The sequence below is a fragment of the Sciscionella sediminilitoris genome (genome assembly GCF_000737195.2).
GTDB classification, from domain to species: Bacteria; Actinomycetota; Actinomycetes; order Mycobacteriales; family Pseudonocardiaceae; genus Sciscionella; species Sciscionella sediminilitoris.
The window spans coordinates 24,223-39,374 of the sequence record NZ_JALM01000073.1; the positions used below are offsets into that span (position 1 = coordinate 24,223).

Genomic DNA, 15,152 nt, shown 5'->3' on the forward strand with positions numbered 1-15,152 from the left:
GTTCCCCTCTCTGATGCTCACAGGTCACGCTCCGTTACGAATCGTGCGGTCAGTTCGAAGGCCGCCCTGGTGTTCTCGGACAGGTCGATCTCGTCCAGGCAGGCGATCGCGGACCGGACGTGCTCATCGGCCTGGACGCTGGTCCATTCCCGTCCGCCCGCCTTCTCGATCAGCGTGGCGAGCAGGGCCACGTCGGTCTCCCGTTCGTTGCCGTACCGCTCGCGCAGTTCGTCGCCTGCGCTGGTGCCGGAGTCCATGGCGGCGAGCACCGGGACCGATTTCTTCCGCGAGGTCAGGTCGGAGAGCGCCGGTTTGCCGGTCACCTCGCTCGCGCCCCAGATCCCGAGCAGGTCGTCGACCATCTGGAAGGCGATCCCGAGGTGTTCGCCGAACGCGTCGAGCGCGTGCACGGTCGTCTCGTCCGCCCCCGCGGCCACGGCGCCGATGGAACTGGCGCAGGCGAGCAGCGCGGAGGTCTTGTCCCGCTCCATGCGCACGCATTCCTCGACGCTCACATCGGCGCGGGACTCGAAGCTGACATCGGCGCTCTGCCCGGCGATCAGCCTGCGCACCGCGGTGGTCAGGCAGGCCTCGACGGCCACCGCGCGATCCGGCTGATAGGCCTCGCGCACCGTGTCCACGGCGACGGTGAGCATCGCGTCCCCGGCAAGGATCGCCGCGGGAACCCCGAAAACCCGCCAGGCGGTCGCGCGGTGGCGGCGCTCGACATCCCCGTCCATCACATCGTCGTGCAGCAGCGAGAAGTTGTGCACCAGTTCGACGGCGGCACCGGCGGGGACCCCGAGTTCGGAGCGGGATCCGGCCGCCTGCGCGGAAAGCAGCGCGAGCGCGGGCCGCAGGGTCTTGCCCCCTGGCGTGCTCGGCTTGCCCTCGGTGTCCTCCCAGCCGAAGTGGTAGCGGCAGACACGAGCGGTCGGGCCGTCGAGCCGGTCGATGGCCGAACGCAACGCGGGGGTAACCAGCTCACGCGCTTCGGTGAGTTCGCTCGGCATCACCGCGGTCATGTGCCCTCCTGAAGTCTCGGTCCACCGACAAGGCGCGCGGCGTCGAGCCCGCTGCGCACCGCTCCCTCCATCGTGTCCGGCCACCCGGTACCGGTCCACGCCCCCGCGAGCACCAGCCCCGGCACCTTGGTCGCCGGTTTCGCGCGCATCGCCGCGGTCCCCGGGCCCTGGCGGAAGGTCGCGTGCCGTTCCCGGGTGACGAAGAACGACTCGACGTTGGCCTCGGCGGCCGCGGGAAGCACCCTGCTCAGCTCGGGGAGGAAAGTCTTGCGCAGGTTCGCGGTCGGCTCGTCGATGAGTTCTTCCGCAGCAGACAGTGACACGGCGAGGTACTGGGCGCCACTCGGTTTTCGCGCGTCGTCGCTCGATTCGGTGAGCCCGGCGATCGCGGTGCGGTCGAACACCCACTGCACGGGGGAGTCGACGAAGGCGAGCATCTGCTCGTCGAGCACTTCCCGGTCGTAGACCACGTGCAGGTTCAGGATCGGCGAGGTGCCGAGCTCCTCGGGGTAGCCGGACGGCGTGCGCAGCGAGTCCTTCGGGGCGAGCTCGGCCGCCTTGCGCGCGGGAACCGCGAGCACGACCCGGTCCGCCTCGAGCCGTTCCCCGTCGAGTTCCACCGTGAACCCGTCCGCGCCCGGGACGATCCGGCGCGCCGGGGTGTCGGTGCGCACGCTCGCGCCCCGGTCCCGCAGGTACTTCTCCGCGGCCTCCCCGTGCAGCCGCTGCAGCGGAACGCGGGGGATCCCGATATCGGCCGAGTCCGCGTTCTCCAGCAGCGCGGTGCGGAACACCATGGCGCACAAGGAAAGCGCGGCATTGTCCGCCTCGGTGTTCAGCGCGGCCACCGTGATCAGGTTCCACAGCGCCTCGATGGTGCGGTCGTTCTGTCCCGCGCGGCGCAGCCAGGTGCCGAACCGCTGCTCGTCCAGGGCCGGGTTGTCCAGTTCGAGCTTGCGCAGTTCGTCCACCCCGCGCAGCACCCGGAGCCGGTCACCGAGGCCGAGCAGCCCGTAGCGGGCCAGCGAGGGGCCGAGGTGCAGCGGGGCGGGCAGTCCCGGGGTGCGTTCGAGCACGTACCGGTTGCCGCCGGGGCGCTGCACCGGGATGCGGAACCGGGGCTGCATCTCGATCTCGTGCTCCACCCCGAGCCTGCGCAGCCAGCCGAGGTATTCGGTGTAGCAGCGCAGCAGCACGTGCTGACCGTTGTCGATCACCAGTCCTTCTCTGGTGAACGAGAAGGTGGCCCCGCCGAGCCGGGCCCGCTCCTCGAGCACGGTGACCGACCAGCCGCGGTCCACCAGTGAGCAGGCCGCCGTCAGCCCGGCGAGCCCGCCACCGACCACGATCGCGCGCATCAGAACGCACCGGCCAAGGCTCGCGCGGCGACCCCCGCCTTCTCCGCGCCGGGCAGGGAGACCCGCCGGTCGAGCACCTGCCAGGGACGCAGCGAGATGTTGGTCAGCAGCCGCTGATAGATCCCGGCCATCGCCGCGCAACAGGCCCTGCTCCTGCGGTCCAGGCGGCCGAGCAGCCGCATTCCCTCCGCGTACCACTCCTGGGCGCGCGCCGCCTCGAACTCGACGAGGGCGAGCAGCGCGTCCTGCTCGTCGAGCAGGGTGCCGTCCGGGTCGATGTCCAGGGTGCAGCCGAACCGTTCGAGGTCTTCGGCGGGCAGGTAGATCCGCCCGTTGATCCGGTCCTCGCGGATGTCGCGCAGGATGTTGGTCAGCTGCAGTGCGATGCCGAGTGAATCGGCGAGCCGGTCGTTGGCCGGGGTCCGGTCCGCGCCGAACACCGCGAGGGATAGCCGCCCGATCGATCCGGCGACACACCGGCAGTAGTGCCGCAGTCCCTCGAAGTCCGGGTAGTTCGTGCCGAGCACATCCGCGCGGCAGCCCTCGATGAGTTCCTCGAAGGCGCGCATCGGGATCCCGGTACGCGCCTGCGTGTCCGCGATCGCCACCAGCACCGGGTCCTCTGGAAAGGCGGCGGGATCGGCGCACGCCTGCTCGGCGAGGGCGAGCCCGGCGAGTTTGGTCTCGGTGTCGTCCGCGCCGTCCCCGATGTCGTCGATGCGCCTGGCGAAGGCGTACACCGCGGAAAGCGCGGCACGCTTGGGCTTGGGCAGCAGCTTGATGCCGTAGGAGAAGTTGCGAGCCTGTTCGGTGGTGATCTGCTCGCAGCGCTGATAGGCCTCGTCGAGATTCACCCTCGTCCTCCAACGAGGCTGCGCAGCGCCAGCGCCGCGGTGCGTGCCTTGCTCGGGCTGACCTGCGAACCGATCGTGTCGAAGTTCGCCGCCGCGATCGCCGCTGCCGTCGCGCGCCCGCCCGCGAGGAACCCGGAGACCGCGATCCGCCCGGCCCCGCGCAGTTCCCCGAGCAGCGGCTCGCCCTCGTCCAGCAGCCGTACCGCGCGCTGGGCCTCGAAGGCGGTCAGCGCGCGCAGCCCGCGCGAGGCGGGCGCCCTGGTCAGTTCCTCGGTGCTCACCCCGAACCGTTCGCGATCCTCGGCGGGCAGGTAGATCCGGCCGTTCCCGGCGTCCTCGGCGATGTCCTGCAGGTGCTCGAGGATCTGCAGTGCCGTGCAGATCTTGTCGGAGAGCTTCTCGTTCGCCGGCGTGTGATCGCCGAACACGTACAGCACCAGGTTCCCGACCGGGTTCGCGGAATAGGAGCAGTAGTCGAGCAACTGCTCGTAGGTCCGGTACTCGCGCACCTGCTGATCGGTGAGGTTCGCGGTGATCAGATCGTCGAGTGGTTCGCGGGGGATACCGACCTCGCGCACGGTTTCCCCGAGTACCCGCATCACTTCGTCGCGCGGCTCGCTTCCGGCGAACAACTCGTCGAGATCGCGGGAAACCTTGCGCAACAGGGTGGCGCGATCTCCGGGCGCCTCATCGCCGATGTAGTCGACGAACCGGGCATACACGTAGATCGCCATCAGATGGCGCCGGTGCTTCTTCGGGAGAAACCACAGTGCGACCGGAAAATTCTCGGTGCCCGCGACCTTGCGGAGCTCGGTGGTGGACACCGCCGGATGCGGTGCTCTGTGCGCCTGCGCGGCGCCCGGTCGCTGACGCTGGAGGGCCAATCGGGTCATCCTTTACTGCCGTCGTCGGTCGCCGCGGCCGCTTGTGGCTGCCTTGCCGACCACCGCCGAGTTCGAGGTCGTCCGGGACATTTCGCGATTAGTTGTGTCATACAGCTACTTTTGCTGCTACCGTACTCTTCACCCTCGGCTTACGGTAGTTGTGGGACATCACTCGGGCGGCTACAACCCGACAGGGACTGCATAGGTGAGGAAACAGCCACGAAAGCCCCGCGCGCACAAGCAACAGGCGGCGCCGGCGCGCAAGCGGGTCCGAGCGGACACGACGCCCGGGAAGCTCGCGCGCAAACAAGCGCGCGCCGACAACAAGGTCGCGCGGCGGCGGGCGAAAGCGGCGAACCGGGCTGACAAGGCGAACAAGGCGGCGAAGAAACAACAGCCCATTCCGTCATTTCTCGGGCCGAACGCGACCGGAACCGACAGCCTCGAACTGGCCGAGCGACAGCTGACCCTGCTCGTCCGCACCACCGCGATGCTCGCCCAGGAGAACACCCGCGAGGCCCCGCTCGATCGCTCGAGCTACCTGTTGCTGTGCACCCTGGACAAGAAGGGGCCCTCGACCATCTCCACGCTGGCCGCCGAGCTGTGCCTCGCCGCGTCCACCGTGACCCGCCAGGTCGCCACGATGTGCGCGGCCGGGCTGGTGTCCAGTGCGGCCCATCCCAACGACCGGCGAGCCCGGGTCATCACCATGGAGTCGCACGGCAAGGAACTGTTCGTGGCCGAGCGCAAGCGCCGCCGCGGGGTGCTGCGCGCGATCACCGGCAGCTGGACCGACGACGAGTGCGAACAGCTCGCCGAACTGCTCAGCAGGCTGAACACCTCGCTCGGCCAGCTCTTCGAAGGTGCCCCGCTCGCCTACGAACTGTGAACCGGGAGCGGCGAAGACCCCTCCGCAGGGGTACCGCAGGAGGGTCAGGCCGCGGCTTGCGCGCCCGTCCAGCGCAGTTTCAGCCGCAGTGCGATGCCCTGATTGCGCATCGACCGGCGGATCCACAGCACCGAGACCAGGATGGCCGCGCCGACCACGCTGTATGACCCCGCGGTGGAGACCATCAGGAAGTTGCCGACCGTCTGGGTGGCGAGCACGAACAGCGTGCTGACCCCGTTGACCAGGAACACCAGCGCCCACAGCAGCGAGATCTGCTTGAGCACGCGCTGCAGGTGCGGGTGCCCGGAGAGGGTGTCCGGGATCACCCCGAAGTCGTCGGCGAGCTTGGAGAGCAGCGGGCGCTTCAGCGGTAGCGTCGCGAGCAGGGCGAAGGTGATCAGGAAGTTCTGCGCGGTCGGCTGCAGGAAGTAGAGGAACACGCTTCCGGTACAGAACCCGATCACCGTTCGGACGACGAGTAACGTGGTCGTCAACCACAGGACGGCGGGAACCTTCTTGCGGAGCACGATCCGGCGCCCGAGCGCGAGCAGGGACCAGCCGAGTGCGGCGAACAGGCCACCGTCCAGTCCCACGAGGCGGAAGAGCAGGTAGAACAAACCGAGCGGGATGAGCGTTGACTCGAGGAGCGGCACCGCCGCTTTCCGCAGCAGCGCGGCGACCGGAGGGAGGTGCACCGTCGTATGAGTGGTCTGCACGCGCTCAGCCACCTTGCCAATCGGGTCGACTACCGGGTTCAGAGTAGGGCTGGCCGTAGGAAGTGTAACCGGACGCGTGAAATTGCGGTGGCGGACCGGTCGGATCGAGAGGAAAATAGCGCGTGGTGAATACCGAACTGGTGGTCGCCGCGCCACTCGCCGTGCTCGCCGCGGCGTGCATCGGGCTCGCGAGCGCGGCCCAGGCGGGCGCGGCCAAACAGGTGGAGGCGACAGGGACACTCGACCCGCGCCTGTTCAAGCGGCTCGTGCAGAAGCCGCTGTGGCTGCTCGGGGTCGGTTGCACCATCGCCGGGCTGGTGCTGCAGCTGCTCGCGCTGAACTTCGGACCGTTGATCCTGGTCCAGCCCATCATCATTACCTCGCTGCTGTTCGCCACCGTGTTCTACGCATGGTTCGGGCACACGCGCATCGACGGCATCATTATGGTCGGAGCCTTGTTATGTTGCGGTGGGCTCGCGGCGTTCATGCTGCTCGCGCGGCCCACACCGGGTACCTCCGCTCCCAAGGACGTGTGGGGCCCGGTTCCGTTGGCCATCGTTCTGGTGCTCGTTCTCGGTGCCGGGGTGCTCACCGCGAACCACGTCGGCCGCCGGTTCAAGGTGCTGCTGCTCGCACTGTGCACCGGGCTCGCCTACGGGATGACCGCGGCGCTGATGAAGGTCATCACCTCGCAGCTGCAGGACGGGATCGGCGCGATCTTCGCCCACCCGGTGCTCTACTTGGCCTGCGCGCTCGGCCCGGTCGGTTTCCTGCTCGCGCAGAACACCTTCCAGGTCGGCAAACTGCTCTCGCCCGCGCTCGCCGTGATCACCGTGGTGGACCCGATCATCGGCGTACTGCTCGGGATGCAGTGGTTCGACGAGAAGGTCACGGTCACCCCGGGGACGCTGATCGGCGAGATCATCGCGGGCGCCGCGGTCATCGGCGGGATCAGCCTGCTCTCCCGGCGCGCGGACCACATCACCGCGAGTCACGCGCCGCAGGGTGACGAGGCCGAGGGCGCGGGCGAGGTTCCCGGCGACACCGCGCCCCAGTCCTCGCACTGAGCGGGTTTCGACTCCGCTCGTGTCGGGCCCGGTGACTACACGGCGGCGTGCGCCGGTTTGCGCCGGGCAGCGCCGAGCAGCCAGGTGCCCCGCCCGCTCTCGCGTAGTCGTTCGACGGGACCGGAAAGCAGCCGGATCGCCAGGAAACCGCTGCACGCGACGATCGCGCCGAGCAGGTAGCCGCCGAGCACGTCGTGCGGGTAGTGCGCGCCGACGTACACCCGGGAGAAGCCCATGACCAGGCCGAGCACGATCATCGCCGAGCCGATGCCGCGGTGCACCAGCAGGATCGAGACCGCGAAGGCCGCCGCGAGCACGGAGTGATCACTGGGGAAGGCGAAGTCGCTCGGCGGATCACAGACCGCGACGGTGAACACGTGCGGGATGGAGCGGCACGGGCGCAGTTCGCTCACCGCGGGTTTGACGAGGTACTTGCTGATCGCGTAGGCCAGCAGCACCGCGATCGGGGACCACAGCGAGGCGGCCATGATCTTCGGTGAACGGACCCGCGCGGTCCACCAGGCGAGCACCATCAGCGCGGCGAACAGGACGAAACCGTAGTCGGTGAACCCGTTCGCGATACCGTGCAGCCACGGTGTCTGCTTTGCGAAGTTGGTCAGGTCCACGTACCAGGAGCCGTCGATCCCCGACCCATCGACCGCGGTGCGCGCGGCATCGGTGGCTGCTGGATTCATCGGTCCTCCGTGCTCGAGATGGCGGGTAGGCGGGCGAGCCTAACCGATGTGATCGGTGTCAAGCCGTCGCCCTGCGCCCCGTTCCCGTGGTACGGCTAGCTCCACTGCGCCAGCCAGCTCGCCGGGTCCGCGCGGATGTGCGCCAGCGCTGCCGTGCAGGCGCCGAGCAGGCTCGCCTCGGTACCGAGCCGGGCGGTGTGCACCTGTGCGCCGAGTCGCCAGCCGAGGGTGCTCGCGGGCACCGCGCGCAGCCAGCCGCCGAGCAGTACCGGGGGGCCTCCGGTGAGCGCGAGCATCGGGGCGAGGGCGATGCTCAGCGCCTCGACCGCGTGCCCGGCGCGTTCGCGCACGCTCGCCGGGTCCACATAACGGCCGAGACAGCCGCGGGCGCCGCACGGGCAGGTTTCCCCGCGCGGGCGCACCGGGACATGGGTGAGGTCCCCGGAGCTGCCCTCCGGGAGCAGGGCCGCGCCGAGCACGGTCTCGCCGCCGAGGTAGAGCAACCGTTCGCTGCCGTGCGCCCGCGCCTGCGCGTGCGCGGCGTACCGGAGTTCGTCACCGCTTGCCGCCTCGATGCCCGGGGCACCGAGTTCGGCGAGTTCGGCGCGCAACCGGGCGTCGAGTTCCGGACCGTGCCGTCCGGGCGGAGCCGCCAGCGTCACCCCGGCCACCGAACGCCCCGCGGATGTGGCCGTGTCGAACAGTTTGCGCAGCACCGGGCGCGCCAGTCGCGGTTCGCTGCCCTCGATTCCCCTGGTCTCCCTGGCCAGCACCCGGCCGCCGAGATCGGCGAGGTAACCGACGGCCTTGCCCGCGCGCAGGCTCAGCCCGATCCCCACCGGGCCGAGCGGATCCGGGGCGAGACTCGTCGCGGGGCGCCCCGGGCGGTCGGTGCCGCTCCGCACGGTTTCGTGCACCAGCCCGGACTCGATGAGTTCGGCGGTCAGTGTGGAGACCGTGGCCTTGGTCAGCCCGGTGCGCCCGGCGAGCGCGGCCCGCGAACATCCGGGCTCATCGGTGATCAACCGGAGCAGTAACGCCATGTTGTGGCTGCGTAACGCCGAGCCGCCGGCGCCGCGTCCGGAATCCATGTGCGCCAGATTAGTTCATTCGGTGAACGAACAAAACCTGGCGCATCCGGTGGGTCACGGGTAGGAAAGCGCGCATGGCAGAGGTGGCATACGTCGAAGCGTCCAGGGTGTACCCCGGCAATCCGCCCGTTCGCGCGGTGGACAAACTGAGCCTGCAGATCAACGACGGCGAATTCCTCGTGCTCGTCGGCCCCTCCGGATCGGGGAAGTCGACCGCGCTGCGCATGCTCGCCGGGCTCGAGGAGGTCAACGAGGGCAGCATCACCATCGGTGGCCGGGATGTCACCAAGGTGCAGCCCAAGGACCGGGACATCGCCATGGTGTTCCAGTCCTACGCGCTCTATCCGCACATGACCGTCGCGGAGAACATGGGTTTCGCGCTGCGGCTCAAGCGGGTGGCCAAGGCGACGGTCGCGGAGAAGGTTCGCGAGGCCGCCGAGATGCTCGACCTGACCGCCTACCTGGACCGCAAACCGAAGGCGCTCTCCGGCGGGCAGCGGCAGCGGGTCGCGATGGGGCGCGCGATCGTGCGCGAACCGAGCGTCTTCCTGATGGACGAGCCACTGTCCAATTTGGACGCCAAACTGCGGGTGGAGACCCGGGCCAACATCGCCGCGCTGCAGCAGCGGCTCGGCACCACGACCATCTACGTCACCCACGACCAGGTCGAGGCGATGACCATGGGGCACCGGGTCGCGGTGCTCAAGGACGGACTGCTGCAACAGTGCGCCTCGCCCCGCGAGCTCTACGAGCGCCCGGAGAACGCCTTCGTCGCCGGCTTCATCGGGTCACCGAGTATGAACCTGGTCACCGCAAGCGTTTCCGCGGACGGTGCGCACCTCGGCGGCCTCGACATCCCGCTGCTGCGCGGAGTGGAGACCGGAGCGCGCGCTCAGGTCACCCTCGGCCTGCGGCCCGAATCGCTGCGCCTGGTCGGTGCGGACGAGCCGGGCGCGGAACTGTCCGTGGAACTGGTGGAAGAGCTGGGCGCGGACGCCTACCTGCATGGCACCGTGGCCGGGGACAGCAACCAGCGCCTCGTGGTGCGGGTGGACGGGCGCACCCCGCCGCGGCTCGGGGAAAAGGTGCGGATCGGAGTGAATGCGGCGGATCAGGCGCACGTGTTCGACCCGGAAACAGGGCTCCGTATCAGCGATTGAGCCGGTATGCTCGGATGACATGAGTGCTCAGCGGGTTCCCGGGTTCTGTACGCTCTGTAAATCGCACTGTGGTTCGGTTTCCGTGGTGGACGGGGATCGGCTGCTCGCCGTGGAACCGCTTTCCGGGCACCCGACCGGCGGCGCGCTGTGCGCCAAGGGAAGGGCGATGCCGGAGCTGGTGGCCAGCCCGGAGCGGCTGCTGCATCCGATGCGGCGCACCAATCCCAAGGACGCCGAGGATCCCGGCTGGGTGCGGATCGGCTGGGACGAGGCACTGGACGAGATCGCCGGGCGGCTCACCGCGTTCGCCGCGGAATCCGGACCGGAGTCGGTCGCGTTCGCGGTGACCACCCCGAGCGGAACCCCGATGGTGGACGGGCACGAGTGGGTCAACCGCCTGGTGCGCTATTACGGCAGCCCGAACATCATCTATGCCACGGAGATCTGCGGCTGGCACAAGAATTTCGCGCACGCCTTCACCTTCGGCAAGGGAATCGGCACCCCGGACTACCGGCAGGCCGAGCTGATCGTGCTGTGGGGGCACAATCCGGCGCGCACCTGGCTGGCGCAGGCGAGCGCGATCGCCGAGGCCCGCAAGGACGGGGCCACCGTCGTGGTCATCGACCCGAAACGAGCCGGAAGCGGGCAGCAGGCGGACACCTGGATGCGGATCCGGCCGGGCACCGACGGGGCGCTCGCGCTCGGCGTGATCAACCAGCTGATCCAGCACGAGGGCTACGACGAGGAATTCGTGCGCGGCTGGACCAACGCGCCGATGCTGGTGGACGAGGACGGCGAGCTCCTCGGCGCGGACGGGGAATTCCTGGTGTGGGACACCACGACCGATTCCCCGCGCGGCTATGACACCGCCTATCCGCTCGCCGAACCGCGGAACGTGGCCCTGCGCGGCACGTACCGGCTGCCGGACGGCCGGACCGCGCGCCCGGTCTTCGAGCTGCTCGCCGAGCAGGCGGGCGAATGGAACCTGGACCGGGTCGCCGAGATCACCTGGCTGGAACCGGCCGAGATCGCGGATTTCTACGCATTGCTGACCAAACATCAACGGGTCACCTACTACACCTGGACCGGGGTCGGCCAGCACACCAACGCGACCCAGACCGAACGCGCCATGGGCGTGCTGTACGCGCTGCTCGGCAACTACGACCGCAGCGGCGGTATCCGGTGGTTCGACAAACTCGCGCAGAATCCGCTCGGGCCGTTCTCCATCCTCGGGCCGGAGCAGCGGGAGAAAACCCTCGGCAAGGCCGAGATGCCGCTCGGCCCGCCGGCGCAGGGCAATGTGACCGCGCGGGATTTCCGCCGTGCCGCGCTTTCCGGGCAGCCGTACCCGGTGCGCGCGCTGATCGGTTTCGGCGCGAACATGGTGGTCTCCCAGGGTGACGCGGACGAGAACCGGGAAGCCTTGCGGGCACTGGAATTCCAGGTGCAGTGCGATATGTTCGTGAACCCGACCGCGGCGACGGCGGACATCCTGTTGCCGGTGTGCGCGCCCCCGGAACGCGAGGGCCTGCTGATCGGTTTCGACAACAGTGCCGCGGGTGAGGAACACGTGCAGCTGAGGCCCAGAATGGTGCCACCGGCCGGGGAATCGCGTTCGGACTACGAGATCGTGCTCGGCCTCGCGGACCGGCTCGGGTTGCGCGCGGAGTTCTTCGACGGGGACCTGGACGCGGGCTGGAACCACCAGCTCGCCCCGCTCGGGCTCACCGTCGACCAGCTGCGCGCGCAACCCGAGGGGGTGCGGATCCCTATCGAGCAGCACGAGCGCAAGTACGCCACCGAGGCCGCGGACGGGACGGTGACCGGATTCGCCACCCGCACCCGCCGCGTGGAGCTGTACGCCACGATCCTGCGTGAACACGGCCAGCCCGCGCTGCCCACTTTCACCGAGCCGGACGAGGTGGCTCCCGGGGATGCGGAATTCCCGTTCGTGCTCACCACCGCGAAGAACGGTCACTACACGCATTCCTCGTTGCGCAGGCTCGCCTCGCTGCGGCGGCGCTCGCCCGATCCCGCGCTGGAGATCCACCCGGAACTCGCCGCGGCGCGCGGGCTCGCCGAAGGGGACTGGGCGATCGTGCGCACCCCGGACGGACAGGCGCGGCTGCGGGTCCGGTTCGACGAGAACTTGCACGAGCGAGTGGCCATCGCCGAACACGGCTGGTGGGACGATCGGCCGGTGGCGGCGAGCCCGGGACTGGCCGCGCTCGGGGACCGGACGAGCAACATCAACGCCGCGCTCTCGGACCGTCGCCGGGATCCGGTCAGCGGATCGGTCCCGTTGCGCGCGGCCGCCTGCGATATCCGCCGCGACGACCAGACCTCGGCGGGGAACTGGTCCGGCTGGCGCGAATTCCGGGTCACCGCGCGGGTCCGCACCGAGGTGGGTGCGCTTTCGCTGACCCTGCAACCGGTCGACGGCGGTGCCGTGCCGCAGTTCCGCCCAGGCCAGCACATCCAGGTGCACGCTCCGGAACTCGGGACGCAGCGGGCGTACTCGCTCACCAACGCCTACGACTCCGGCTCGCTGCGCATCCTGGTCAAGCACATCGGCGGCCGGATGTCGGCGCACCTGCACGAATCCGCGCCGGAGATCCTCGAACTCAAGGCACCTTCGGGCACCTTCACCCTGCCGTTCGGCGGGGACCGGCCGGTGCTGTGCATCGGCGGCGGGATCGGGGTGACACCGTTCCTGGGTTACCTGGAATCGCTGGCCTCCGGGGCCGCCGCGCCACCGGATGTGCGCGTGGTCTACACCCGCAGGAACGAGGAGGGCGCGGCGCCGATCGCCGAACGCCTGCGCGAGCTCGCCGCCCGGGTGCCACAGGCGCGGGTGCTCGAATACCACACCGGCGCGGGGAATCCCCGGTTCGGTGTCACCGAGCTCGAACCGGAGTTCCTGGCGCGCAAGCCCGTGGTCTACCTGTGCGGGCCCGCGGCGATGATGAACGAGCTCACCGAGCAGTTCCACGCGGCCGGGCTGGACCGGTTCGACATCTTCAGCGAGGAGTTCTTCACCGAGGTGGAGATCCCGGAAACGCTCGTCCCCGCCACGGTCCGGTTCACCCGCAGTGGCCGGGAACTGCGCTGGACCAAGGAATCCGGCACCCTGCTGGACGCCGCGGAGGCGGCCGGCATCGCGCTGCCGAGCGGATGCCGCACCGGGGCCTGTGAATCCTGCCGGATCACGGTGCGTGGCGGCGAGTTCGCCCATCTGTCCACTGTGGACAACGAACCGGGGAGTTGCCTGAGCTGCCAGGCGATTCCGCTCTCCGACCTGGAGATCGACGCCTGAGTATAGGCAGAATGTTCGTGTTGTGCGGGTGTTCTGTGCACATTGCCCGTTGAGTGGGGTGACCGGGGCGAGGATGGTTTCCCGGCATGACTCAACGCCACAGTGACGTGACGCGCAGGGATCTGACCCGCAGGACGATGCTCACCGGGGCCGCGGCCGGTCTGGCCGGTGCCGCCGTGAGCTCCACCGCGAACGCGGCCCAGGAGGTACCGCCGCCGAAGGCCCGCCCACGGGCGCGGGAACTGGGGATCCGGGTCGGATCACGGGAAACCGGGAAGCACAACGCGATCACCGATGTGGACGGGGTCCGGGTCGGGCACACCACGCTGATCTCCGGACAGGGGGACGAGGCGGTGCGCACCGGGGTCACCATGCTGGTGCCGCACAACGGAAATCCGTTCGAGGACGTGATCCCGGCCGGGTTCCACTGGCTCAACGGCAACGGGGAGATGACCGGAACCGCGTGGCTGCGGGAGTCGGGGCTGCTGTCCTCGCCGGTCGGGATCACCAACACCGGCAGCGTCAGGGTGGTGCGCGATGCGCTCTACGCGCTGCAGGCCGAGGAAGGAAAGCAGAGCTGGTCGCTGCCCGTGGTCGCGGAAACCTGGGACGGCAAACTCAACGACACTGACGGCCAGCACGTCACGACCGCGCACGCGCGGGCCGCGTACCGTTCCGCGCGATCGGGACCGGTCGCCGAGGGCAATGTCGGTGGTGGGACCGGGATGATCTGTCACGGTTTCAAGGGCGGCATCGGCACCTCCTCGCGGGTGCTGGACGGCGCGGACGGTGGCTGGACGGTCGGGGTGCTCGTGCAGGCCAATCACGGCAAACGCCCGCGGCTGACCGTGCAAGGGGTTCCGGTCGGCGAGCACATCGGCGCGGATGTCGTTCCACTGCCCGGAGAAGCGCAGCAGGGCGCGGGATCGATCATCACCCTCGTCGCGACGAATGCGCCGCTTTCCGCGCAGCAGTGCGATCGGCTCGCGCAACGCACCGCGCTCGGGATCGGGCGCACCGGCGGCGCCGGGGAGAACGGCAGCGGGGACGGCACGCTCGCGTTCTCCACCGCCGCGGCGGGCCGGATCCCGGCTTCGCTGGACGGGCCCCCGAGCGCGTACACCGTGGAACAGTTGCCGAACTCCGCGGTCGATCCGCTGTTCTACGCGGTCGTGGAAGCCACCGAGGAAGCCATCCTGAACGCGATGCTCGCCGCGCGCACGATGACCGGATTCCGTGGTGCCACCGCGTACGAGCTGCCGGACGACAAACTCCTGGACACGCTCGCGAAATACAACCGGCGCTAGATCCCGGCCGCTTTCGCGCAGAGTGCGCGCGCGGCGTCCACGGTTTCGGTCAGGTTTCCCGGAACCGCGGCGCCGCACAGCTCGTCGATCCCGCTCAGTCCGGCCCTGGTGAGCAGGGTTTTCTCGTTGGTGACCCATTCCCCGCGCGCGGCGAGCACCGCGTGCGCGGACTGGCTCGCCGCCTGTGCCAGCAGCCCGAGGCACTGGGCGAGCCTGCCGTACGGTGCGTGGTTGGAACGGGCGTAGGTGAACAGCAGATCCGCGCTGCCCCACCACACCTTCGGCGCGTTCTCCCGCAGCGGTTCGGGGTAGACCGGTCGCGGAAGTTCACCGCGCAGCACCTTGTTGATCGCGAGCTCGCCGACGACCAGATAGGACGGGATCCCGGCGAGGTGGAACAGCAGCGGTTCGATGTGGAACCGTCCGGCTTCCGCTTTCCCCAGTTCGCGCTCCACCACGTCGAGATCGCGGTAGTGCACATCCACCTGGCGTCCCTCGGGTTGCACCCAGGCGCCGCCGTTGAACACGCCGCCGCCCCAGCCGCCGAGTTCGGAGACCTCGCCGGGCCAGCCGAGCGCGCGCAGGTGTTCCGGATCGAACTCGCCCCGGTAGTAGATCGCCAGATCCCAGTCGCTGTCCGGGCGATGGGTGCCCTGCGCCCGGGAACCACCGAGGGTGACCGCTTCCACGAGGGGCAGCCCGGCCAGTTGCCCGGCGATTCGTTCCAGGAATCCGTTCTCGTCCATGCGGAGATCGTGACACGGGATGGCAACCGGTTTGTTGCCGCGGC

The 15,152-nt window shown here is 69.5% G+C and carries 13 protein-coding genes; 5 read left to right on the plus strand and 8 right to left on the minus strand.

The features are described from left to right. Nucleotides 1-17: 17 nt before the first annotated feature. Genes AD72_RS25220 through hpnC form a run of 4 tightly spaced genes read right to left on the minus strand, consistent with a single transcriptional unit; the run spans nt 18 to nt 4,130 of the window. On the minus strand, nt 18-1,025 hold the full coding sequence (locus AD72_RS25220) for a polyprenyl synthetase family protein (protein ID WP_031469064.1): 1,008 nt from the start codon (nt 1,023-1,025) through the stop codon (nt 18-20). After that, on the minus strand, nt 1,022-2,383 hold the full coding sequence (gene hpnE, locus AD72_RS25225; protein ID WP_031469065.1) for a hydroxysqualene dehydroxylase HpnE: 1,362 nt from the start codon (nt 2,381-2,383) through the stop codon (nt 1,022-1,024). Before hpnE ends, AD72_RS25220 begins: the two co-directional genes overlap by 4 nt. Next, nucleotides 2,383-3,237: a presqualene diphosphate synthase HpnD gene (gene hpnD / locus AD72_RS25230; RefSeq protein ID WP_031469066.1), complete on the minus strand. Its 855-nt coding sequence runs from the start codon at nt 3,235-3,237 to the stop codon at nt 2,383-2,385. Before hpnD ends, hpnE begins: the two co-directional genes overlap by 1 nt. Then, a complete protein-coding gene (hpnC, locus tag AD72_RS25235; RefSeq protein ID WP_082469155.1) occupies nt 3,234-4,130 on the minus strand; it encodes a squalene synthase HpnC in 897 nt (298 codons plus the stop codon). Before hpnC ends, hpnD begins: the two co-directional genes overlap by 4 nt. Nucleotides 4,131-4,326: 196 nt before the next feature. Between hpnC and AD72_RS25240 the strand changes: the two genes are divergently transcribed. Further along, nucleotides 4,327-5,010 (plus strand): MarR family winged helix-turn-helix transcriptional regulator, encoded by a 684-nt coding sequence (locus AD72_RS25240; RefSeq protein WP_051898996.1) that lies wholly within the window; start codon nt 4,327-4,329, stop codon nt 5,008-5,010. 44 nt (nt 5,011-5,054) lie between these two features. On the opposite strand, the gene AD72_RS25245 is transcribed toward AD72_RS25240, so the two are convergent. Beyond that, nucleotides 5,055-5,726, minus strand: coding sequence for a VC0807 family protein (locus AD72_RS25245; protein WP_231644958.1), 672 nt, complete (start codon nt 5,724-5,726; stop codon nt 5,055-5,057). A 122-nt stretch (nt 5,727-5,848) separates the two neighbouring features. Between AD72_RS25245 and AD72_RS25250 the strand changes: the two genes are divergently transcribed. Continuing rightward, complete coding sequence (locus AD72_RS25250; protein WP_037347278.1) at nt 5,849-6,793, plus strand: DMT family transporter; 945 nt, start codon at nt 5,849-5,851, stop codon at nt 6,791-6,793. A gap of 35 nt (nt 6,794-6,828) precedes the next feature. Here the strand turns inward: AD72_RS25250 and AD72_RS25255 are convergent, their stop codons facing one another. Together AD72_RS25255 and AD72_RS25260 are read right to left on the minus strand one after the other, a co-directional pair. After that, entirely contained in the window at nt 6,829-7,488 is a 660-nt protein-coding gene (locus tag AD72_RS25255; RefSeq protein WP_031469071.1) for a phosphatase PAP2 family protein, read from the minus strand. A 95-nt stretch (nt 7,489-7,583) separates the two neighbouring features. Next, the gene (locus AD72_RS25260) at nt 7,584-8,579 is read right to left on the minus strand and encodes an ROK family transcriptional regulator (protein ID WP_031469072.1); all 996 of its coding nucleotides are present in this window, start codon (nt 8,577-8,579) and stop codon (nt 7,584-7,586) included. A 74-nt stretch (nt 8,580-8,653) separates the two neighbouring features. Here AD72_RS25260 and AD72_RS25265 point away from each other — a divergent pair, with 74 nt between their 5' ends. The 3 genes from AD72_RS25265 to AD72_RS25275 all read left to right on the plus strand — a co-directional run bounded on the left by AD72_RS25265 (nt 8,654) and on the right by AD72_RS25275 (nt 14,362). Next, nucleotides 8,654-9,739 carry an ABC transporter ATP-binding protein gene (locus AD72_RS25265; protein WP_031469073.1) on the plus strand — a complete coding sequence of 362 codons (1,086 nt, stop codon included), beginning with the start codon at nt 8,654-8,656 and terminating at the stop codon, nt 9,737-9,739. A gap of 19 nt (nt 9,740-9,758) precedes the next feature. Continuing rightward, entirely contained in the window at nt 9,759-13,055 is a 3,297-nt protein-coding gene (locus tag AD72_RS25270) for a molybdopterin-dependent oxidoreductase (protein ID WP_031469074.1), read from the plus strand. A gap of 86 nt (nt 13,056-13,141) precedes the next feature. Further along, on the plus strand, nt 13,142-14,362 hold the full coding sequence (locus tag AD72_RS25275; protein ID WP_231644959.1) for a DmpA family aminopeptidase: 1,221 nt from the start codon (nt 13,142-13,144) through the stop codon (nt 14,360-14,362). Here the strand turns inward: AD72_RS25275 and AD72_RS25280 are convergent. Further along, nucleotides 14,359-15,108: a nucleotidyltransferase domain-containing protein gene (locus AD72_RS25280; protein WP_031469076.1), complete on the minus strand. Its 750-nt coding sequence runs from the start codon at nt 15,106-15,108 to the stop codon at nt 14,359-14,361. The two genes, AD72_RS25275 and AD72_RS25280, sit on opposite strands and share 4 nt — an antisense overlap. Between the last annotated feature and the right edge of the window lie 44 nt (nt 15,109-15,152).